Here is a 21,762-nt window from a genome sequence, read left to right as displayed (position 1 = left end):
CATGACCAATATAGGTAAACAAGCTCAGCGAATGAGATGCATTGGTAAGTAATTAATTGATTATAATGTATTTAGTATCAACATATTGATGGTTATCCCATTCAACTTACTAAAATCACGTATACTGGCGTTTTTACTCTCTTTGATCCGGATTCCGAATGCTGTCGTTTAACCTCGATCGCCACGACTCATTGTCGCTGCAAAAACAGATTTATCAGCAAATTCATACGGCGCTGCACAACGGAGTGTTAACCAATGGAGAACGACTGCCATCCATTCGAGAACTCGGAGAGAAGTTACAGGTTTCGCGCAACACGATTACCGCTGTATATGAAAAACTGGTGCTCGAAGGTTTTATCGCCAGCCGCCCAGGCGTTGGCTATAACGTCATTCGCTCTTCTCGCGTTGAGCTGCCCGAGATAAAAACACCGCAGAGTGATTTAGATCATCCGCCAAGCGTCTTGCAGACTCAGGCTCCAGACACCTATGTAGACGTCGATAGCCCGATGTTCTTCAGTCTAGGAAATCCAGATGAATCTTCATTTCCGTGGCAGCGCTGGCGCAGTTGGAATAATAAGGCGTCACGCAGCAAACATCTTTTGATGACGCGCTACCACCCCCCTGCAGGCCTGATGTCTTTACGCCAAGAGTTGGTGAAGTATCTGGCGAATGCACGTGGTATTCATACTGACCCTGACCACATCATCATTACTAATGGCGTTCAAGAAGGACTCGCCTTAGTCGCGCGCACGTTGCTAACGCCGCAGGAGCATATTGCGGTTGAATCCCCCTGCTATTCCGGCGCATGGAATTTGTTCAGTAGCTGTACACCACACAGGCACGCCATTCCCGTTGATGACTTTGGCCTACAAACAGAGCGCTTACCAAATCAGCAATGTGCGCTCGCCTATGTAACCCCCTCTCACCAGTACCCCGTGGGAGGAACGTTACCGCTCGAACGACGAAAAACACTACTCGAATGGTCGCGACGTTCCAATGCGTACGTGATTGAAGACGACTATGACACCACGTTTCTTTATGGGACTCAGCCACTGCCCGCACTTAAATCGCTAGAAAATGCCAATAACGTGATTTATCTCAGCAGCTTCTCAAAGACGTTGGGGCCAGGAATGCGAATTGGTTTCATGGTGTGTCCTGAGCGCTTGGTGGAGCCCATTCTGAATTTAAAAGCGCTGTGGAATCACGGCGCAAGCTGGCTGTATCAGCAATTTTTGGCTGATTTCATGCATGATCAAGGCTACCACCGCCATTTGCGTAAGCTGGAAATTGAATACGGCGCGCGGCAAAAACTATTGTGTGAAGGTCTAATGACGCTTTTTCCGCAAGCGAAGTTGCTCGGCATCTCTTCAGGTTTACATATCACCTTAAAAACCGCGCTATCTGCTGATACCGTGAGTCAGCTACGTGAGCGCTGCCTACATGAGGGGGTGCGTTTCGACACCTTAGGCAGCATGTGTAACGGTTCCGAGAATGCCTATCTGGCTGAAAATCAAGATACACTGATGTTGTTTGGCTTCAGCGCACTGTCGCAGGGACATATTCGGTTGGCACTCGAAATCATCGGCAAAGCCTGCCGGGAACTGGGGATCTCGTCCTCCGGCAAAGCTTGATTGATTATTCGTCGCGGTTGGGAATACGAAGACGCAGCGGTTTGTGGCGTGATTTATTAAAAATCATATTGCCGTTTTCACGCCCTGCGCGACGAGCGCGCTGCTCTTCTATCGGCAACACACTTTCTTCCTGACACTCGGGGCTACAGCAGCCGCTGTATTTCTCGGCACAGACTGGGCACTGAATAAACAGTAAATGGCAGCCGTCGTTTAAACAGTTGGTGTGCGTGTCACACGGAGTACCGCACTGGTGACAATGCGATATTACGTCGTCGGTAATACGCTCGCCCATGCGCTCGTCAAAAACGAAATTCTTGCCGATAAACTTCAGCGGTAGCCCCTGCTCACGCGCACGTCGCGTGTATTCTATGATCCCGCCTTCCACATGATAAACGTTGTTAAAGCCGTTATGTCGCATGTATGCGCTGGCTTTTTCACAGCGGATACCTCCCGTGCAATACATAACAATCTTCTTGTCTTTATCCTGCTGAAGCATGTCCACCGCCATCGGGAGTTGCTCGCGGAAAGTATCTGATGGAACTTCCATAGCGTCAGTAAAATGGCCGACTTCATATTCATAGTGGTTACGCATATCCACAAAAACGGCATCAGGATCGTCCAACATGGCGTTGACTTCTGCTGCGTTGAGATATTGTCCCACGTTTGTCGCATCAAAACTTGGGTCGTCTATACCATCGGCTACGATACGCTCGCGCACCTTCATACGTAGCACCCAGAACGATTTTCCATCGTCATCTAGCGCCACATTCATTCGTAGGCCGTCAAAATCGGGATGAGCCTGATATAAGGCTGCCTTCATGGATTCATAACGGCTAGCTGGCACCGAAATCTGCGCGTTTATGCCTTCTTGGGCAATATAAATTCGCCCAAAAACGCTGAGCTCACGAAAAGTGATATACAGCGCATCACGAAAACGTTGCGGGTCGTCGATACGGCAATATTTGTAAAATGAAACCGTGGTGCGTGGTTCCGTCTCAGCCAGCATGCGGGCTTTCAGTTCCTGATTTGAGATTTGGTTATGTAACACTGGCATGGTGTCCATTTCCTTTTATATTTGGCGTTGCAGGTGAATCTGGCTAACGTTATCCCGCCATACTGGTCGCAGCCTCCGAGCCCACGCATTTGCAGGTCTGATGCCACTCTGACTATTTTAGATATAACGAGCAGAAATCGTGTAGGGCGGCGATTATGGATATTCATTGATGAATATTCCACCGACAGAGTGTGTGGTTATCTAAAATAGTTGCCCGTCAGACTTCACGCTGCATCTTAGTGGGCTGTGAATAATGCACAATGTTATGGAATTTTGCGACCGCTGAACCACGATTGCGATAGCTGTGAGTCTGCTCGGCGCAGAAGCGTAAAGGCTTGGAAACGGTAACGCTATGCCAGGTTCCTTCTACTTGTACTTCCACCTCACCTTCAATCATTAAAATATCTTCCACGACGCCTTTATCATGCGCATAGGAGTTATGGGTGTAACCTGCCTGTAGCGTAATCAGCAGCACCTCATAGCCGAGTTGGACATCATAGCCAAGCAGCGTCTGGGCGGTAATCGCTTCATCCTCATGATGAAGGCTTGCAGGTTCCGCGTCGGTTAACTGTTTGGGTAAAAACTCACTGAATGAAGCTTGTAAACCACTGGAGATACGCCACAGCGTCACCACCGTAGGACTAGATTCTCCGCGTTCAATCTGCCCGAGCATCGCTTTACTCACACCTGTCGCCTGTGCGGTCTTGTCTAAGCTCCATCCCCGCTGCTGACGCAGGTCACGCAAAGTTTGTCCAATATGGAGGGAAAGATCGGTCATGAGGTTCTCTTTTTTGTTTGTGCGTTATAACGCACAGTGCTAATCTTTGACCTTGTGCGTTATAGCGCACATGTCCGGTGAAATTGTAGCTCAGTACGCGCATGTCACCAATCGTCTCAAATAAATAATTCGGACACCTTAATGCAGGCTATTGTGTACGGCGTGATCGCCTCCCTATTTTTCGCGTTCACCTTTATACTAAATCGCGCAATGGAAATTGGCGGTGGTGACTGGATGTGGAGCGCGAGTCTGCGCTTTTGGTTTATGGCGCCCATGCTATTCGTTTTAGTCGCATTGCGTGGCCAACTGCGCCAAAGTCTCAGTCATTTGTCGCAGAATATTGGCACTTACCTGTTGTGGAGCACCTTAGGGTTCGGCCTGTTTTATGCCCTAATTACCCTCGCCAGCACCTATGGACCAGGCTGGTTAGTCGCCGGAACGTGGCAGTTCACCATCATCGCGGGATCGCTGCTGGTTCCATGGCTTGGTGTGAAAGGTGAGCCTCGACACAAAATCCCGTGGTATGGACTACGCTGGTCGCTGCTGATCCTTCTTGGTATTGCCCTGATGCTATGGCAGCAGGCTGAGCATATCAGCGTATTTCAGGCTGTAGCAGGGCTGGTTCCCGTACTTGTCGCCGCATTTTTATATCCACTAGGCAATCGTAAGATGATGAATATCTGCCATTACAACGTGGATACCTTACAGCGTGTTTTGAACATGACGCTCGCCAGTCTGCCGTTTTGGCTGCTGCTCTCGCTCGTTGCTTACCAACGCGTAGGATGGCCTTCCACGACTCAAGTCGAACAATCGGTTCTGGTCGCTCTCTTTTCTGGCGTGATTGGCACCCTGCTCTTTTTTGCCGCCACGAACATTGTGCGCAATGACCCCACTCAACTGGCCGCCGTTGAAGCGACTCAGTCTGGAGAAGTGCTATTCACCCTACTTGGCGAAATGATTTTTCTTGGTGCTGCACTGCCTGCACCGATATCGTTACTCGGTATCACGTTAGTCATTTTAGGCATGATTGCACATAGTCTGGCGTCCACGCGCGGATCAGGCAAAACGCGGGTCAGACGCAAAACGGCTAACCAGAAAATCGAGGAACACACGTAATGTCGTGGGCATAAATTGGCGCGACGTATAAACGCCATATATGCCCAACGTTTCAGGCTGATAATCAGGTAACACTTCCAGTAGTTGCCCCTCTTCTAGCAATTGATTAACTAAATAACGCGGCAGCAAACTAATACCAAATCCTCGTAGCGTAGCCGACGTGAGTACCGTTGCGCAGTTGGCACTGAGGTTACCGCTCACGGGGACCACTACCGAGTTCCCATGATATGTGAACCCCCATTGATGATGGGAATAGTGCTCATGTGTTAGGCAGTTATGCTTACTCAACTGCTCTATTTTTTGAGGCAAAGGATGCCGCTCCGCATAGTTAGGCGACGCACACATCACGGAATAGCAGGTGCCTAAACGACGAGCTATGAGATTTGAATCGAGCTGGTTCGTGATGCGAATAGCGAGATCAATTCGTTCATCAACCAAATTAAGCGTTTTTTCCTGTCGGCAAATGTCAATTTGCGCCGCCGAATTGGACGTTAAATAGTCACATACAGCATCCGTAAGAAAAGCTTGAATCAGTGATTGGCTGCTCGTTATTCGCAGCAACCCTCGCGGAATTTGCTGTTTATTATCAACGATCTGTTCAATCTCATCACTCAGCAATAACAGTGCCTGACAGCGAGCGAGAACCTCTTCTCCGGCGCTTGTTAAGCTTTGGCTGCGAGTCGTACGGTGTAACAAACGTCCACCAATCCACTTTTCCAAATCAGCCAGATAGCGGGAAACCATCGCACGTGACAGATTCAGCTTTTCTGCAGCGCGGCTCAAACTGCCTTGCTCAACGACACAAACAAAAACCCGCATCGCGCTGAGTCGATCCATGTCCCTCTCCCTTCAATTTGCTCGATTTGGTTAACAGTATGTCTACTATTCTGACGTATTTCTTTCGCCAAATGCTGAATATACTGCCAAACAGTAATAACTCACATTAATAATAAAGGCCTGTCATTATGCAACCAATCATCGCAGTTAAACCGCTGGTTTTGTCACTTATTCTCGCAGGAGCCGCTTTTGCTACTCAGGCAAAGCCGCTTGAAATTTCGGTCTATAATCCCGGTGCTACCAGCCTATTCCCCGTCTCATCAGAGCTCATTACCGGCGACAAGGAAGCGGTGCTGATTGATGCACAATTTGAGAAAAAAGATGCTAATGCTCTGATCAACATGATTAAGAAAAGTGGCAAAACGCTGACTACGATTTATATCAGCCACGGAGATCCTGATTTCTATTTTGGTCTAGATACCCTGCTGGCGGCCTATCCACAGGCTAAAGTAGTAGCAACTCAGCCCACGGTAGCGCATATCAAAACCACCCAACAGGCCAAGCTGCAATACTGGGGTCCTTTGATGAAAGATCAGGCTCCAGCGAAAATCATCACCCCCGAGGTGTTACCAGGCAATGAGATTGTGCTTGAAGGCCAAAAACTGATTATCAAAGATCTTGATAGCGCTTCCCCAGATCGTACCTATGTGTGGATCCCATCGCTGAAAGCCATCGTGGGCGGTGTGCTCGTTTCAGCTAATCAGCATATCTGGACCGCGGATACGCAAACCAAAGCTTCGCGTGAAAATTGGATTATGGCCTTAGACCGCATGCAGGCACTTCATCCTGAAACCGTCGTTCCTGGTCACTATTTAGGAACCGCACCAAAAGGCGATGCCGCTATCGTCTTTAGTCGTGACTATCTGAAAAAATTTGAGCAGGTGCTCAGCACCAACAAAAACAGTCAGGCTGTCATTAACGAAATGAAAAAGGCTTATCCGACGCTCAAAGATGCTGAAAGCTTAGATCTCAGTGCCAAAGTGAATACCGGTGAAATGAAGTGGTAATTAGACAGATAATTTGATGTTTTTCATCAAGATTATCTAATTACTTACGGGCCTTAATGGCCCGATAATCCCCACACGATTGACTCATGCTGTTCATTTAAGAGATCGAGATACACGGGCTAGTACACCGCAGGGCACTCCGACGGTTTCGCCGCTACGACCCCATCGGTGTACTTCCCCTAAAATCGGGCTTACCTGACAAGCATTACACTCTATTTACCCAATACTTTTTCTATTCGTGCAGATAAATGCCCTGCCTACTAAGGATGTAGCAATGATCACTTCATTAAATCAGTCTTTTACACGTTTAACCGATCATCAGGACGGCGGCAAGCTATTGCTACGGCTCACTTTTGGCCTACTCATGTTATTCCATGGCGTCGCGAAAATTGAGCATGGCATTGGTTGGATTTCAACCATGCTACAAGAACAAGGCTTACCCGGTTTTATCGCCTATGGCGTGTTTATTGGTGAGATCGTGACGCCTATTCTGATCATTTTAGGGCTATTCACTCGCCCTGCCGCGTTGATTTATGCCATCAACTTACTAGTCGCCACTCTCATGGTGGGCACAGGTAAGTTCTTTACCTTGACCGATGTCGGCGCATGGGGACTGGAAAATGAAATGCTGTACTTTATGGGCGGCATTGTCGTTATGTTATTGGGGTGCGGGCGCTACTCAATTATGCGTAATGAAGCGCTGAGATAACGGAAAACACGCCGCTAGAAATAACACTTTCACTCTTGATTCAATCACCAAGAATGAATTAGCTACGGCAAGTTTCATTAAGCACCATGCACGTGAAACTTGCTATAAAAACTAAACTCCCCATTTATCCCACCACTGTCGACTACGCGATATAAAATCACACCACCACTCCATTGCTCAGAGTATTTAACCAGCAGGCTGATGTCTTGATTAAAAACATGCTATGGCGATGACAACGATTCTTAGCGACTAACATCAACAAAACCTCACAATCGTCGATGTTTACCCTGCTTAACACCTCATTTTCGTTACAAAAAACCAAATAACTGTTCACAAAACAACGATTTTGATGATAAAAAGATGACCTCGCGTGCAAATCTATGTTAGTTTCCAAATCCCGCATTATTAATGAATATACGAATAACATGGCAAAAGCCTGATTGTTCATTAATAAATGCTATAAATACAAGAAGTTAAATATTTAGATTTTAAGTTATCAATCATACGCTCTCGTTCTTTGCGTATAGTTAATGGGAATACAACATGCAATCCTCTGATAATACTCAGCAAGGCCGTACTTTCCTCGGTCATCCCTATCCACTCGGTTCGCTGTTCTTCACCGAGATGTGGGAACGATTCTCTTTCTACGGTATTCGTCCCCTTCTGATCTTATTCATGGCCGCCAGCGTTTTCGAAGGCGGAATGGGCATTCCACGCGAGCAGGCTTCTGCTATCGTCGGTATTTTTGCCGGTAGCATGTATCTTGCCGCTCTGCCCGGTGGATGGCTGGCTGATAACTGGCTAGGACAGCGCCGAGCCGTTTGGTATGGTTCGATTCTGATTGCTCTCGGTCACTTAGCCATTGCGCTATCCGCGCTATGGGGCAATACCCTGTTCTTTATCGGCCTGCTGTTGATTGTTCTTGGTACCGGTCTATTTAAAACCTGTATTTCCGTCATGGTTGGCACCCTGTATAAAGATGGCGATTCCCGTCGCGATGGCGGATTCTCGCTGTTTTACATGGGCATTAACCTAGGGTCATTTTTGGCGCCATTGGTCACCGGTTTGCTGGTCGGCGAAAAAGGCTGGCACTGGGGCTTTGGTATCGGTGGTCTGGGAATGCTGGTGGCATTGCTGATCTTCCGTTTCTTCGCAGTGCCTTCTATGCGTCGTTACGATCGCGAAGTTGGTTTAGACTCCAGTTGGAATCACGCTGTCGTTGAACGTAAAAACGTAGGCCGCTGGATTTCACTGTTGGCCGTCGGCGCGATTGTACTGATCGGTCTGCTGTCTTACGGCATTATCCCTATCAATCCTGTGTTGATCGCCAGCGTCATGGTTTATGTGATTGCCGCTTCGGTGACCCTGTACTTTGTTTATCTGTTTGCCTTTGCCGGCTTGGCCTCCGAAGAGCGCGTTCGCTTGCTGGTTTGCTTTATTCTTTTGGTTTCCGCCGCGTTCTTCTGGTCAGCGTTTGAACAAAAACCGACCTCATTCAACCTGTTTGCCAACGACTATACCCAACGTCAGTTTGGTGATTTTGAAATCCCAACCGTTTGGTTCCAGTCTCTGAATGCGCTGTTTATTATCATCTTAGCTCCGCTGTTTAGCTGGTTATGGCCTGCGCTGGGTCGCCGCAAAATGCAGCCAAGCAGCATGGTAAAATTTGTTATCGGCATCCTGTTTGCCGCAGCAGGTTTCGGCATCATGATTTTAGCTGCGCAAGATGTACTGGCAACCAGTGAAGCCGTTTCGCCATTCTGGTTAGTGGGAAGTATTCTACTGTTAACGTTGGGTGAACTGTGTCTAAGCCCAATTGGACTGGCAACCATGACTTTACTGGCACCCGACCGCATGCGCGGACAGGTGATGGGACTCTGGTTCTGCGCAAGCTCATTAGGTAACTTAGCCGCGGGCTTGATTGGTGGGCAGGTGAAAGCCGACCAACTCGACATGCTGCCAGATCTGTTTGCGCGTTGCTCTATTGCATTGGTGATTTGTGCCGTGGTTCTGGCGCTGCTGATCAAACCGATGCGCCGTATGATGCAAAATGCGGAAATCTAAACCAATCACCTCTACTCCCATCAAATAAAATAACGCACTTAAGGCACCCTACTGGGTGCCTTTTCTGTTATTTAGGGATGAAGACCTGACACATACCGCCATCCATTTTGCGCTAGATTTACATTTGTCATACTAAAAACATGGTAAAATACAAGAAAAGCAGGTGAATCATTTTTCAAAAGAACGTTACGGGAACCCCCCATTTGAAAAATAAGCCTATTTGCCAATTAAACTATCAATAAGCAGTAAATTGATGAGCGGTATCTCCGAAACTTCGTGGCATTTAGATTACAATGACCCCATGAGCTCGGTTTTTCCAAGTACACTTTGATCACATAGCGTACGCAGTCATAAAGGTAGAGTAATGGAAGTAATTAAAGAGATCCTGCACGCTCTGTGGGCCCAGGACTTCACCGTGCTAAGCGACCCTAAAATGATATGGGCGATTTACGGTATTTTATTCACCACGCTGTTATTGGAAAATGGGCTTCTTCCTGCAGCATTTTTACCCGGTGATAGCCTGCTATTACTAGCCGGCGCGTTAATCGCCAAAGGTGTTCTACCTTTCTTTCCCACCATCAGCGTTCTGATTATTGCGTCAAGCCTCGGCTGCTGGATGAGTTACATTCAAGGGCGTTGGTTAGGTGACACTAAGCTGGTACAAGGATGGCTGGTACAGTTACCTGCGCATTACCATCAGCGTGCCTATCACATGTTCCATAAGCACGGCTTGGTTGCGCTGCTTGTTGGTCGCTTCTTGGCTTTTGTACGGACGATTTTGCCTACTATCGCGGGTTTATCGGGGCTCAAGAACGCCCGTTTTCAGGTATTTAACTGGCTAAGTGCATTGCTATGGGTTTGTTCTGTGACAGGGGTTGGCTTAGCCATCAGCTATATTCCGTTCGTCAAACGCCACGAAGATCAGGTCATGACCTGTTTGATGATTTTACCTATCATTTTGCTCATTAGCGGATTGGTGGGAACCATTGTGATGGTTGTACGTAGAAAACGTCAGACCACTGCGCAATAAATCAATACGTTATGGATACAGTCCTGTAAGCCCTCAAACTGACCTTACAGGACTGTGATAACCGCAGAACAGCCTGAATCAAAGCTTTTCGAATCGCAGCAGTTCCGCCTTCAGTTCCTCATAAGATGTGAAGAGCTTACCTGAAGGCAGTAAACGCTCTCCCTGGGCACCAACCACGACCAGAGCAGGAACACCCTTCACATTATGTCGGTCCAATAAACGCTGAGTATCACGCAAACAATGCTCATAGCGGCGTAATAATGCTTCTGTTGGTCGAGAAACGGCCAAGGCTTCTGTTTCAAACCCCTCACGTTCTAGGATTTCAACCACTCCCTGACTGCTGGAATTATCTAAGCCCTCAACATAACGTGCTCGCTGTAACGTTTTCAACACGGCGAAAACGCGCTCAGGCTCGCTGAGTTCGGCGGCTATCAATGCTAACGTGGCAGAGAAAGAATCAAACACGCCACCTTGATTCAGCACATTTTCACGATAGGCTTCACTAAATACTTGTCCAGTTGCCGATTCAATACGCATATCATTTTGCCACGCATATTGAGCAAACTCGGGTGTCAACTCTCTAGCGCCTTCGCGAGCAAACAAACCTGTCGGGCGGAAAGTGACGTGAAAATCGGGATCGTCTATCAGTTGGCTAATTCTTGGCGACGCGCCATAACACCAGCCACAAAGGGGATCAAAAAGGTAAACAAGTTCTCGGGTCTTCATTCGGACTCCTTGATGTTGTTCAGCTCATAGCACCATGGGTACTGCAATAGCTATTATGGATGCTTGTGATGCAGCCAATATTCGACATGCGAATAATTTATAGTCTGGCTCAAAATCATAGAGTTGCCACCTGCTACCAGAATTCGCCGTCGTTTAACCCATAAATAACGTTAAAGTTCGATGCTACGGATACTTTTATTTCGTCGCGATTTTTTAGGTTTAATGTCAGGATCTGAGTAGTAAGACCACAGAAACAACAGTATCCCCCCAGCGGCGAGGCCTGCACCTACCCAACCTGTCGAAGACCAGCCAAATCCTGCGGCAATGCTTACACCGCCCAACCATGCGCCTAACGCGTTGGCGATATTAAACGCCGAATGATTCAACGCCGCAGCCAACGTTTGAGCATCTTCCGCAACATCCATTAAGCGCGTTTGCAAGGCAGGCACCAACGCAAAGCTACCACCGGTGAGCAGCACAACCAGCACCGTTGCCCAAGCAATATCAGCGACCCAATAGAAAGTGGTGAGGATAACCACATTCCAGATCAACACGCCGACTATGGTGCCCATCAGTGAACGATCTGCCAGACGCGAACCGAAAATATTGCCTAAAATCATACCGACACCAAAAATAATCAGCACTAAAGGCACGCTAGATGGCGACATTCCCGTTTGATGAATCAGTGTCGGCGCGATATAGCTAAACACCGCAAATAGTCCACCCGATCCAACAGCGGCAATACCTAGCGTGAGCCAGACTTGCTTACGCTTCAAAGCCCCCAATTCACGCAGCGGGCTCGCCCCTTCCTCCACGCGATCTTTCGGCAACCACAGCATAACCAGAAGCGCGGTCAGAGCACCGATAACCCCAACCATCACAAAAGCCGCTCGCCATCCCATCAGTTGACCAATCCATGTTGCAAGCGGTGAGCCTAGCAATGTGGCCAGCGTCAGCCCAAGCATGACCCGCCCTACGGCTTTAGCTCTCTGCCCGACGCCTGCCATCGAAGCCGCCACCAGCGACGCCACGCCAAAATACGCACCATGCGGTAACCCACTAATAAAACGGAACACCATCAGGTTGCCATAGCTAGAACTCAGCGCGCTGGCAATATTTCCCACAGCGAAGAGCACCATTAACAGTAACAGCAGCGTTCTACGCGACAGACGCGCCGCGAGCGTAGCGATGACTGGCGCACCAATCACCACTCCCAGAGCGTAAATACTGATGACGTGTCCGGCCTGAGGGATCGAAATCGCCAGATCTTTAGCGACATTAGGCAACAATCCCATAATGGCAAATTCGCCGGTGCCGATCCCGAAACCGCCAACGGCCAATGCAATTTCAGCGCCGCGGCGATGCGCCACCGGTGATGGTGTCGGTGGCAATGATGATGTTGACATATCGGCCCCTGATATCAGAAAAATATTCGTGTCACCGTTCATGACAGAAATAGTGATTTAGGTCACATTATAAATAAGGTGAGCAGAATACCGAAGCTACCTATTAGCTTCTACTATTTTGTTAATTTTTCGTTGAATTTGCGGTTCTGTGTTGTTGTGGTCGATGTGCCTGCGATGGCAGGTAGTGCAGCTTAATTCTGAATTACGTTATTAAGCTGAGTATCTCGCGAGAATCCCATGACGTAGCAATATGGTCAGGTTAAGATTTCTCCCCTAAAAATGGCCAATGATATAAGGACATCCATGTCGCCATTCTCGTTACTCGATCAACATTTGCTCCGCCAGCGAAATGCGCCTGAGCTCACCGGAATACGTCGATTCTGTACTGAGTTTTGGTATTTTGGACTGAAAGAAGCGCGCGCCTGTCTATTTGTCGGCCTATTTTTTATCGCCGTTTTCTCTGTGCCACGCGCTGGTTTTCTCCATATTGCTCGCTACGATCTCTTATTTATTATCGCTATTTTTATTCAGCTATGGATGGTCGCCAGTAAGTTAGAAACCTGGGATGAGCTAAAAGCGATCACTCTTTTTCACATGGTAGGATTTGCGCTCGAGGTATTTAAAACGTCCGGTAGCATACAGTCATGGAGCTATCCCGATTTTGCTTATACCAAACTGTTTGGTGTTCCTCTGTTTGCCGGTTTTATGTATGCCTCGGTAGGTAGCTTTATCATTCAGTCATGGCGCCTATTCGATCTGAAAGTTCGTCACCACCCGCCCTATTTTTACAGCACCTGCGTTGCGATACTGATCTATATAAACTTCTTCACTCATCACTATATCGGTGACTATCGCTGGTACATTACGGCTTTTATATTAGGCATTTATGCTCGTAGCACGGTGATTTTCACACCTTACGATCGCGAACGTAAAATGCCACTGTTGTTGGCCTTCATTCTCATTGGATTTTTCATTTGGCTAGCGGAAAACATCAGCACTTTCTTTGGGATCTGGAAATATCCTAATCAATTAGGTGCATGGTCGGCCGTACACGTCGGCAAATGGAGTTCATGGGCGCTGCTCGTTATCATGACGTTTACGATTACCACCTTTCTGAAAAATATTAAGCGACGTATCCATATCGCCCAATAGCCCATGATTCGAAGCAGATACCAGAGACAAAAAAGCCCACGGCGTTTCCCCCGTGGGCTTTTTATCAAAATCTGACCATTAGAACAGCGTAAAGGCCATCATCCCGACAATACCGCCCACGGTTCCCAAAATGGTCTCCATCACGGTCCATGTTTTTAGCGTTTGCAGTTCGTTGGCTCCGGTAAATTTCCCGAATAGCCAGAAACCGGCATCGTTCACATGGCTAAGCACAATTGACCCACCAGCGATACAAATCGCCAATGCCGCCAGTTGTCCCCCGTTTAACCCCAGTTGAGCAGTGACTGGCAGGACCAATCCCACGGTCGTTAAACATGCCACAGTGGCAGAACCTTGGATCACACGCACTGCGGCAGATAATACAAAACAGGCAACTGCGATTGGCAAACCCGCGCCAATCAGCGCATCCCCCAGCGCAGGGCCTACGCCTGAATCGACTAGGATCTGCTTAAATACACCGCCCGCACCGGTCATCAGCAATATGATCCCCGCCGGCTGAATGGCTGCCGAGCAAATAGACATGATCTGTTCTTTGCTCATGCCGCGTGGCTTTGCCAATCCGTAGATGACAATGAGGCAGGCAATCAGAATCGCAGTAAATGGATGGCCGATAAATTCTAACCAATCATACAAAGAGGTATTCGGTGTAACAAATCGCGCTCCAATGGTTTTCATCCCGACTAACACCAGCGGACATAGCACCAGTATCAGGCTAAGACCAAACGACGGCATATTGGACTTATCCAGTACTGGCGCATTCTCTTCCTCTGGCATTGGCCAGCTAACATGTTTGCTAATGAAGTTACCAAACAATGGACCCGCTAGCAGCATCCCCAAAATAGCAGCCACTAAACCGATAGCAATCATCCAGCCAAAATCCGCATTCATCTGAGCCGCCAGCAACATCGGTACGGGGCCAGGCAGCAAGAACGCGGCAGCGCTGGCCACGCCAGCAAACAGTGGGATCGCCATTTTGACAACGTTACCGTTAGTGCGACGCGCTACGGCAAAGACCACGCCAATCAGCAATACAATGGCGACATCGAAAAACAGCGGTAGTGCACAGACTAAACCCGCAATCCCTAGCGCATAGTGAGCGCGTTTTTCGCCAAAGCTTTTCAGCAGATGAGCGGCGATTTGATCCAGCGCCCCTGTTTCATGCAGAATTTTGCCAAACATTGCGCCTAGCGCGACAACGATAGTCAGGAAGCCAAGGGTGCCCCCCATACCATCCTGCATAGCCTGAGTAATTTTGCTCAATGGCATGCCTGAGAAAATACCAGCACCAATAGAGACCAGCATCAGTGCCACAAAAGCATGCAACCGTGCTTTCATGACTAAAAAGAGTAATAGCAATACAGAGCCGACAGCGGTGCCGACGAGAGTCATGGTATCCACAGATTTATTCCTGAATCGAACGTTGTTGGATGTGTTTCAACGTGTCAGCAATGACCGCGTCGAGTGGCTGATTGATATCAATGGCGCAAACATCCTGTTCATCTGCGTTTGGCACTTCCAGTGCTTCAAACTGAGAAACCAGCATTTGAGGTTTGAAGAAGTGTCCCTTACGGGCCTTCATACGTGATTCGATGAGTTCGAAATCGCCATCCATATAGATAAATGAGAGGTTAGCGTTACCTTCACGCAGTCGGTCGCGGTAACGTTTTTTCAGTGCAGAGCAGACAATGACGGATACATCGTTGGTGCGCTGCATGGCAAATGCAGCGTCGTTCAAAGCACTCAGCCACGGAGCACGGTCTTCATCATTCAGCGCATGACCTTCGGACATTTTATTAATGTTGCTACGCGGGTGTAGAAAATCGCCATCTAGGAAACCACACGACAATTTTTGAGCCACTGCGCTTGCGACAGCAGATTTGCCGCTGCCAGATACGCCCATCACGACATACACATGGTGAGGTTTTAGTGTGTTTTTCATAGATTGGCTCCAGACATTGAATGGTTGGTTGGCGCCGAATAACTATTCTTCGCCAATGTTACCGGTAATTGTTATCGGTAACATTGTCAGCGGCTTTACATAAACTTGCAATGTGAGCCAGCGCACAAAACCTTCTTGTGTGATCTATATCTCATAATTAATTAGCATCAAAACAATCACCATGAGAATAGATAACAGAAATGTAACAGTTATTGATGAACTGACAGGCTTGAGCTAAATTGCCTTTAGCCCCAACTTTGTTGATGTGAGTGATTATTTCTATATAAAATCAGTTAGTTAATCGATTATGAGAGCATAAAAAAAGAGCGCTTATGCGCTCTTTTTGCTAACGATAGACTGCCACTACTGCCCGTAATATGCATTCGCTCCATGTTTGCGTAAGTAATGCTTGTCGAGCAGTTCTTGCTGCATATCCGGCAGCTGTGGGCTAAGCTGACGCGTAAAAATAGCCATATACGCCACCTCCTCCAATACCACAGCATTATGCACTGCGTCTAACGCATCCTTACCCCAAGCAAATGGCCCATGTGAATGAACGAGCACAGCAGGCATCTGATCGGGATCTAGATGAGATTGCTGGAAAGTTTCAATTATCACCTGACCTGTCTTCCACTCATAATCATGCTGAATCTCTGACTCAGTCATTAAGCGTGTGCAGGGAATGTTGCCATAGTAATAATCAGCATGTGTTGTCCCCCAAGCGGGAATGTCCAAACCAGCCTGTGACCAAATCGTCGCGTGCCGCGAGTGCGTATGCACAATTCCGCCAATATGAGGGAATGCCAAATAAAGCCCGCGATGAGTTTCGGTGTCTGACGATGGTTTCCATTTACCTTCCACCACTTCACCGGAAACGATATCGACCACGACCATATCATCAATACCCATTCCTTCGTAATCCACCCCTGATGGTTTGATGACCATCAGTCCACTTGCGCGATCAACCCCACTTACGTTGCCCCAAGTGAAAGTGACCAGACCATATTTTGGCAACGCCAGATTGGCCGCCAGCACCTGTTGTTTCAATTGTTCCAGCATGAGTTATCTCCCGCGTTAATAACCTTATTGTCTAGAACACCATCCGGTTCGGGTATGGGAGAACTGGCTACAAAGCGCGAGTGAATTAGCTGAATAAGAAAACGTGGGAACATCGACAGTCGTGGTTCTTAGCACGATAAGCTAAAAGGCAGTGATTCAAAATAAGAATATTTACCTATTAGGAATTTAGCAAATGAATATACTGAGCCGCACTTGTGACATGCTGTTATGTAGAATTATATTTTGCAAAAAACGATTTTTGCGAGCACTACCCATGGGGCAACCTATATGCAGCAGCTAATTTCTCGCACAAATCATGTCCTATACTTATAGAGAAATATAATCGTCAGAAACTTAAAAGGAGTAAGTGATGAATACCACTATGAAACGTTTTGCAGCGGCAGCACTGGCAGTGACGCTGGTTGCTTCTCTAAGTGCCTGCTCTAACTGGTCTAAGCGTGACCGTAACACCGCAATCGGCGCAGGCGCAGGTGCTTTGGGCGGTGCCGTTCTTACCGATGGCAGCGCGCTCGGTACCGTGGGCGGCGCAGCTGTTGGCGGAATTATCGGCCATCAGGTTGGTAAATAATATGCCACGGGCTGAGAATCATCTCAGCCCGTATAAAACAACATGGATCAGTGAGATCTACTTTGAGGTAATGCTTAGCCACCAGCCAATTTGACTTTATGCCCTTTGGCTTCCAACAGTTGCTTAAGTAAGTCTCGTTTATCCCCCTGAATTTCAATCACGCCCTCTTTCACCGCGCCACCGCAGCCACATTTTTTCTTCAGTTCAGCAGCCAGCTTTTGCAATTCGGCGTCATCAATATCTAAACCCGTAATCAGAGATACCCCTTTGCCTTTTCGCCCACTGGTTTGCCGTTGAATTCGGACAATACCGTCCCCTTTCGGGCGTACCACTGGTACTTTTTCTTCATCGATTCGGCCAGTGTCCGTTGAATAAACTAGTCTGCTGTTCTTGTCCTGCATAGAACTTCCTGCTTAAGCTAAAGAATTTAAAATGGAGCGCAATGTTTCTGCTGGCGTCGCAGATTGGGTAATAGGACGGCCAATCACCATATAGTCAACGCCCGCTTGAACCGCCTCAACCGGCGTCATAATTCTACGTTGATCGCCTGCTGCACTGCCTTCGGGACGGATCCCCGGTGTTACCAGTTTGAAATCTTTACCACAGCTATTTTTTAAACGCGTTGCCTCATGAGCTGAACACACAACCCCATCGAGTCCACAGGCTTTAGTGAGTTTAGCCAGACGTTCAGCGTAATCAGCGGGTGATTGTTCAATGCCAATGCCACGCAAATCTTCCGCTTCCATGCTCGTCAAAACGGTAACGGCGATCAACAGCGGTGCATCTTTGCCGAAGGGAACCAGTGCCTCACGCGCTGCACTCATCATACGAGCCCCGCCACTGGCGTGGACATTCACCATCCATACACCTAATTCAGCCGCAGCCGCAACTGCATGCGCAGCCGTATTAGGAATATCGTGAAACTTCAGGTCGAGAAAGATTTCAAATCCACGTTGTTGTAGCTCGCTAACCAACTGAGGGCCATACAGAGTGAACATCTCTTTGCCCACTTTTAGGCGACAGTCACGCGGATCGATATTATCGACAAACGCCAAAGCGGCATTTTTATCTGCATAATCAAGAGCAACTAGGATCGGTGACGAGGTAGCGTTTGCCTGAGATGGCGTAGAAATGGACATGGCAACTCCCTGAAGCTGGCGGTAAATGAAATAAGGCCTTTATCAGGGAGGGCATTGTACACAGCGTTAGACCGTGTGCCTAGCGCAGAGAGGCGCTAAATTACTGCCCATCAAGTCCGCGAATCGGTTTGATGGTTGCCCATGCGCGACACGACGGACAATGCCAATACATCGTATGGGCAGTAAACCCACATTTCATGCAGCGGTAGCGCGGCTTAGTGCGAATTTGCTCGCCAACCATATCTCGCAGCAATTGCAGGCTCTCTTTCGCTCGGCCCTCTTCGGCTTCCGCCAAATGGTAATCCATCAAGCGATAGAAGGTGCGCATAGTTGGATGCCGCTGTAATTGACGTCCAACGTAAACCTGTGCCGCCTCAATACCTTCATTTTGCTCCAAGACCTCGGCCAACATAAGTTCAGCCGCAGCGCCCGTATTTTCCTCTACACAGCGACGTAAGAAGGCCACCCATTGCTCGGGCTGATTGAGCTGTTGATAGCAATCATGCATCATAGGCAAGACTTCGCTGACCAGATCCTTGTCCTGGTCTAAAACCTGAGACAACGCTTCGACCGCCTTGGCGGGCTCATCTTTGGCAATATAGATCCTACCGAGCATCACAGACACGCGCGCACAATTTTTATCTGCTGAGGCGGCCTTTTTTAGCAGCGCCATGCCTCGTTCTAAATCATCGCTCCCCATCGCCTGCAGCGAAAGCTCGCAGTAAAAATGTGCAATTTCGATGCGCTGCTGATCTTTGCCCTGCTTAACCAACTTCTCAGCCACGTCTATCGCTTTTTGCCAATCGCTAGTGGCTTGGTAGATAATTAATAATTGCTGTAACGCCGAGACCTTAAAGTCTTGCTCATCGACCAACTGATTAAACATTTCTTCAGCGCGATCATAAAGCCCCGCGGCCATATAGTCGCGCCCAAGCTGCTGAACAGCCAACAAACGCTGATCGAAAGTCAAAGAAGCACTCTCCATCAGGGCCTGATGGATTCGAATAGCGCGGTCAACTTCGCCACGCGAGCGGAATAAGTTACCTAACGTAAGATGCGCTTCGACCGTATTGCTGTCCTCTTTAAGCATATCGAGGAACAGGTCAACCGCTTTGTCCTGCTGGTTAGAAAGCAGAAAATTTACCCCTGCCACGTATTCACGCGAAAGGCGGCTGGCTTCCTGCTGCTTATCCTGCTGAGCACTTCTGCGTCCCATATACCAGCCATAGGCGGCAGCAACGGGAAGAAGCAGAAACAGCAGCTCTAACATAGTCTCTATTCCTTCAGCGTCGCGGGAGGCGCCAGATTATCAGGCTCCGCAGGCGCAGCTTGCTGTTCTAAGCGGCGAATTTTACGCTCGGCACGAACCAACCCCAAACGGACGCGTATATAAAATAAGCCGCAGATAATCCAACCCAGAATGAACCCACCCGCGAACAGCGTCGCAAGTAGCGTAGAAAGGCGGTATTCACCTTGGGCGATCAAATAATTGAACGCAACAGTCTGATCGTTATGCGCACCTAACGTGACGGAAAGCACAAAAACAGCCAAGATGATCAAAAAAATTAGCAGATATTTCACATTTCTTCCTGTAAATCAGGTTAACCGGATGAATTATGCCAAAGAAAACAGCACCCGAATGCTTAAATTATCATTTAGTTATATCGTAGGGGAACCCCACGCAGCACTAAAACCCTGTTTCAGTACTCCCAGATCTCATTATGTCTCATGCAATTCACTTTTGAGATTCAAAGGTATCCCAGTCAAACAACCAGTATATAGATATGAGAACTATATGGGGGTTATCCCCTAAAACTTCAAGTTTTCCTTGAAGTTACTCGTCTTCAGTGCGTTGTTTTATCTCTTGAGATTCCGGTGCACTAATATCTAAAGAACCGCAAAATCGTTGTACCAGCGCGCACGATATCGTCACTAATACCCAGCTAATTAAGGTTGCGACAATCAAGTCCTGCGGCCAGTGCATCCCTAGCACTAAACGACTTCCCATCACACTAATAGCCCAAATGCTGATCACCAACGTCGAAATGTAGCGACGTCGTGGAAGCAACAACCCAAACGCGAGCAAAGCCCACGTTGCAACAAACATAGTGTGCCCTGAAGGAAACGCAAAACCGGTTTCAAATGCCCAATGGCCCTTTAACCACTGCGGGATACGCGTTTCATTCTGTAGTTGTTCAGTCACCAAATCACCGCGAGCACCACGTTTGAGGCTATAAAATGCCTTCACATCAACATTGTGTTCACCTTCCAACCACATGACATAAGGACGAGGCTCTTGCACCCAATTTTTAATTGTCGATTTTATTTGTTGTCCCACAACAACAGTTATTGTCAGTATAATAAATAAGATAACCGTTGCTTTGATCCGAAAGCGTAAACACCACAGAAACCATCCTGCCAATATGATGCTAGTGAGCGCCCCCCACGGCGAGGTCACCGTTTCTGTCATCGCAAACAGCGCTTTGAGAATGTAATCAGTCCCCCCTGGCTGCCAGTGCCAGCCGCTCATCCAGACGGTCACGGGCATGGCGAGTAACACAATCAGACCTACCGTGGTACGCTTTGCAATCTGTAACATCAATTAATCCTTTCTTTCTATTGAATATTCAGTGTAGCAATACCATATCAATGAAGCCTATCAGGAAATATCACGCGGTGTTTTATTGAACGCTTAGAACAAAAAAGACGCGGTCATCACCGAAAACTGCTGTATCGCCAATAGTTGTGGCAAAATAGGCGTCATATTAAAGATTCGGTTTTTCCGGATTTACTTCGGTTGTGCCTGCACTCACCTGCATCGGCAGCACACAATAACCGGTGTCCATAATGGGCAGTATCTAAAAAGATGTAGTTGTGGAGATCAACATGCAGCTTAAACGAGTGGCTGAAGCAAAATTGCCGACACCTTGGGGTGACTTTTTGATGGTCGGCTTCGAAGAAATTGCTACCGGCCATGATCATCTAGCCTTAGTCTATGGTGATGTGTCTGGCGCAACACCCGTGCTTTCGCGCGTACATTCAGAATGTTTAACCGGCGACGCACTCTTCAGCTTGCGCTGTGATTGTGGTTTTCAGTTAGAAGCTGCACTTGAGCACATTGCAGAAGAAGGTCGGGGTATCTTGCTGTACCACCGCCAAGAAGGTAGAAACATCGGACTGCTGAACAAAATCCGCGCGTACGCTTTACAAGATAAGGGCGCAGACACGGTGGAAGCAAACCATCAACTTGGCTTCGCTGCTGATGAGCGCGACTTCACCTTATGCGCGGATATGTTCAAACTCTTAGGGGTAGATCAGGTTCGGTTACTGACAAATAACCCGAAAAAAGTTGAGATTCTGACCGAAGCGGGCATTAACATCACCGAGCGCGTTCCTCTTATTGTTGGCCGTAATCCGAAAAACGAGCGTTATCTATCGACTAAAGCCGCTAAAATGGGTCATCTGCTCGATTAATTCCGCATCACACCATTATACCGACAAAAGAAAG

The 21,762-nt window shown here is 48.0% G+C and carries 22 protein-coding genes; 9 read left to right on the top strand and 13 right to left on the bottom strand.

What is annotated here, in order from left to right; genetic code table 11:
• Positions 1-158 precede the first annotated feature (158 nt).
• A complete protein-coding gene (gene pdxR, locus M988_RS08040) occupies positions 159-1,631 on the top strand; it encodes a MocR-like pyridoxine biosynthesis transcription factor PdxR (RefSeq protein ID WP_008813771.1) in 1,473 nt (490 codons plus the stop codon).
• Positions 1,632-1,635: 4 nt separating this feature from the next.
• Here pdxR and trhO read toward each other — a convergent pair whose 3' ends face one another.
• Both trhO and M988_RS08030 read right to left on the bottom strand, forming a co-directional pair.
• A complete protein-coding gene (gene trhO, locus M988_RS08035) occupies positions 1,636-2,685 on the bottom strand; it encodes an oxygen-dependent tRNA uridine(34) hydroxylase TrhO (protein ID WP_064573622.1) in 1,050 nt (349 codons plus the stop codon).
• Between the two features lie 217 nt (positions 2,686-2,902).
• Positions 2,903-3,463 (bottom strand): helix-turn-helix domain-containing protein, encoded by a 561-nt coding sequence (locus tag M988_RS08030; RefSeq protein WP_064573620.1) that lies wholly within the window; start codon positions 3,461-3,463, stop codon positions 2,903-2,905.
• Between the two features lie 141 nt (positions 3,464-3,604).
• On the opposite strand from M988_RS08030, the gene M988_RS08025 reads away from it, so the two are divergent.
• Positions 3,605-4,579 (top strand): DMT family transporter, encoded by a 975-nt coding sequence (locus M988_RS08025; RefSeq protein ID WP_064573618.1) that lies wholly within the window; start codon positions 3,605-3,607, stop codon positions 4,577-4,579.
• Here M988_RS08025 and M988_RS08020 read toward each other — a convergent pair.
• Complete coding sequence (locus M988_RS08020; RefSeq protein ID WP_064573616.1) at positions 4,520-5,416, bottom strand: LysR family transcriptional regulator; 897 nt, start codon at positions 5,414-5,416, stop codon at positions 4,520-4,522. The two genes, M988_RS08025 and M988_RS08020, sit on opposite strands and share 60 nt — an antisense overlap.
• 128 nt (positions 5,417-5,544) lie before the next feature.
• Between M988_RS08020 and M988_RS08015 the strand changes: the two genes are divergently transcribed.
• From M988_RS08015 to M988_RS08000, 4 genes are all read left to right on the top strand, one after another.
• The gene (locus M988_RS08015; protein WP_064573614.1) at positions 5,545-6,423 is read left to right on the top strand and encodes an MBL fold metallo-hydrolase; all 879 of its coding nucleotides are present in this window, start codon (positions 5,545-5,547) and stop codon (positions 6,421-6,423) included.
• Positions 6,424-6,697: 274 nt separating this feature from the next.
• Entirely contained in the window at positions 6,698-7,132 is a 435-nt protein-coding gene (locus M988_RS08010; RefSeq protein WP_064573612.1) for a DoxX family protein, read from the top strand.
• Positions 7,133-7,675: 543 nt separating this feature from the next.
• Positions 7,676-9,196, top strand: coding sequence for a peptide MFS transporter (locus M988_RS08005; protein WP_008813778.1), 1,521 nt, complete (start codon positions 7,676-7,678; stop codon positions 9,194-9,196).
• Positions 9,197-9,560: 364 nt separating this feature from the next.
• Positions 9,561-10,226: a DedA family protein gene (locus tag M988_RS08000; RefSeq protein ID WP_008813779.1), complete on the top strand. Its 666-nt coding sequence runs from the start codon at positions 9,561-9,563 to the stop codon at positions 10,224-10,226.
• Positions 10,227-10,304: 78 nt separating this feature from the next.
• On the opposite strand, the gene M988_RS07995 is transcribed toward M988_RS08000, so the two are convergent.
• Both M988_RS07995 and M988_RS07990 read right to left on the bottom strand, forming a co-directional pair.
• Positions 10,305-10,952, bottom strand: coding sequence for a DsbA family protein (locus M988_RS07995; protein WP_064573611.1), 648 nt, complete (start codon positions 10,950-10,952; stop codon positions 10,305-10,307).
• 170 nt (positions 10,953-11,122) lie between these two features.
• Positions 11,123-12,358, bottom strand: a complete 1,236-nt coding sequence (locus M988_RS07990; protein WP_008813781.1) for an MFS transporter — start codon at positions 12,356-12,358, stop codon at positions 11,123-11,125.
• A gap of 303 nt (positions 12,359-12,661) precedes the next feature.
• Here M988_RS07990 and M988_RS07985 point away from each other — a divergent pair, with 303 nt between their 5' ends.
• Complete coding sequence (locus M988_RS07985; protein WP_064573608.1) at positions 12,662-13,510, top strand: DUF817 domain-containing protein; 849 nt, start codon at positions 12,662-12,664, stop codon at positions 13,508-13,510.
• 78 nt (positions 13,511-13,588) lie between these two features.
• Here M988_RS07985 and gntU read toward each other — a convergent pair whose 3' ends face one another.
• From gntU to araD, 3 genes are all read right to left on the bottom strand, one after another.
• Positions 13,589-14,926, bottom strand: coding sequence for a gluconate transporter (gene gntU, locus M988_RS07980; protein ID WP_008813783.1), 1,338 nt, complete (start codon positions 14,924-14,926; stop codon positions 13,589-13,591).
• Positions 14,927-14,930: 4 nt separating this feature from the next.
• Entirely contained in the window at positions 14,931-15,467 is a 537-nt protein-coding gene (gene gntK / locus M988_RS07975) for a gluconokinase (RefSeq protein ID WP_064573606.1), read from the bottom strand.
• A 363-nt stretch (positions 15,468-15,830) separates the two neighbouring features.
• A complete protein-coding gene (araD, locus tag M988_RS07970; RefSeq protein ID WP_064573605.1) occupies positions 15,831-16,526 on the bottom strand; it encodes an L-ribulose-5-phosphate 4-epimerase in 696 nt (231 codons plus the stop codon).
• A gap of 370 nt (positions 16,527-16,896) precedes the next feature.
• On the opposite strand from araD, the gene osmB reads away from it, so the two are divergent.
• On the top strand, positions 16,897-17,115 hold the full coding sequence (gene osmB, locus M988_RS07965; protein WP_004092957.1) for an osmotically-inducible lipoprotein OsmB: 219 nt from the start codon (positions 16,897-16,899) through the stop codon (positions 17,113-17,115).
• A 74-nt stretch (positions 17,116-17,189) separates the two neighbouring features.
• Here osmB and yciH read toward each other — a convergent pair whose 3' ends face one another.
• From yciH to pgpB, 5 genes are all read right to left on the bottom strand, one after another.
• Positions 17,190-17,516, bottom strand: coding sequence for a stress response translation initiation inhibitor YciH (gene yciH, locus M988_RS07960; protein WP_008813786.1), 327 nt, complete (start codon positions 17,514-17,516; stop codon positions 17,190-17,192).
• A gap of 12 nt (positions 17,517-17,528) precedes the next feature.
• Complete coding sequence (gene pyrF, locus M988_RS07955; RefSeq protein WP_039186372.1) at positions 17,529-18,254, bottom strand: orotidine-5'-phosphate decarboxylase; 726 nt, start codon at positions 18,252-18,254, stop codon at positions 17,529-17,531.
• A 100-nt stretch (positions 18,255-18,354) separates the two neighbouring features.
• Positions 18,355-19,524 (bottom strand): lipopolysaccharide assembly protein LapB, encoded by a 1,170-nt coding sequence (gene lapB, locus M988_RS07950; RefSeq protein WP_008813788.1) that lies wholly within the window; start codon positions 19,522-19,524, stop codon positions 18,355-18,357.
• Positions 19,525-19,529: 5 nt separating this feature from the next.
• A complete protein-coding gene (locus M988_RS07945; RefSeq protein ID WP_004092950.1) occupies positions 19,530-19,835 on the bottom strand; it encodes a LapA family protein in 306 nt (101 codons plus the stop codon).
• A 253-nt stretch (positions 19,836-20,088) separates the two neighbouring features.
• Positions 20,089-20,853, bottom strand: a complete 765-nt coding sequence (gene pgpB, locus M988_RS07940; RefSeq protein WP_064573598.1) for a phosphatidylglycerophosphatase B — start codon at positions 20,851-20,853, stop codon at positions 20,089-20,091.
• Between the two features lie 287 nt (positions 20,854-21,140).
• Between pgpB and ribA the strand changes: the two genes are divergently transcribed.
• Positions 21,141-21,728, top strand: coding sequence for a GTP cyclohydrolase II (gene ribA / locus M988_RS07935; RefSeq protein WP_008813790.1), 588 nt, complete (start codon positions 21,141-21,143; stop codon positions 21,726-21,728).
• Positions 21,729-21,762 lie beyond the last annotated feature (34 nt).

The sequence above is a fragment of the Hafnia paralvei ATCC 29927 genome (genome assembly GCF_001655005.1).
Classification (GTDB): Bacteria; Pseudomonadota; Gammaproteobacteria; order Enterobacterales; family Enterobacteriaceae; genus Hafnia; species Hafnia paralvei.
Note: the sequence above shows the minus strand (reverse complement) of the source record. Positions and strands in the feature narration are given on the sequence as shown.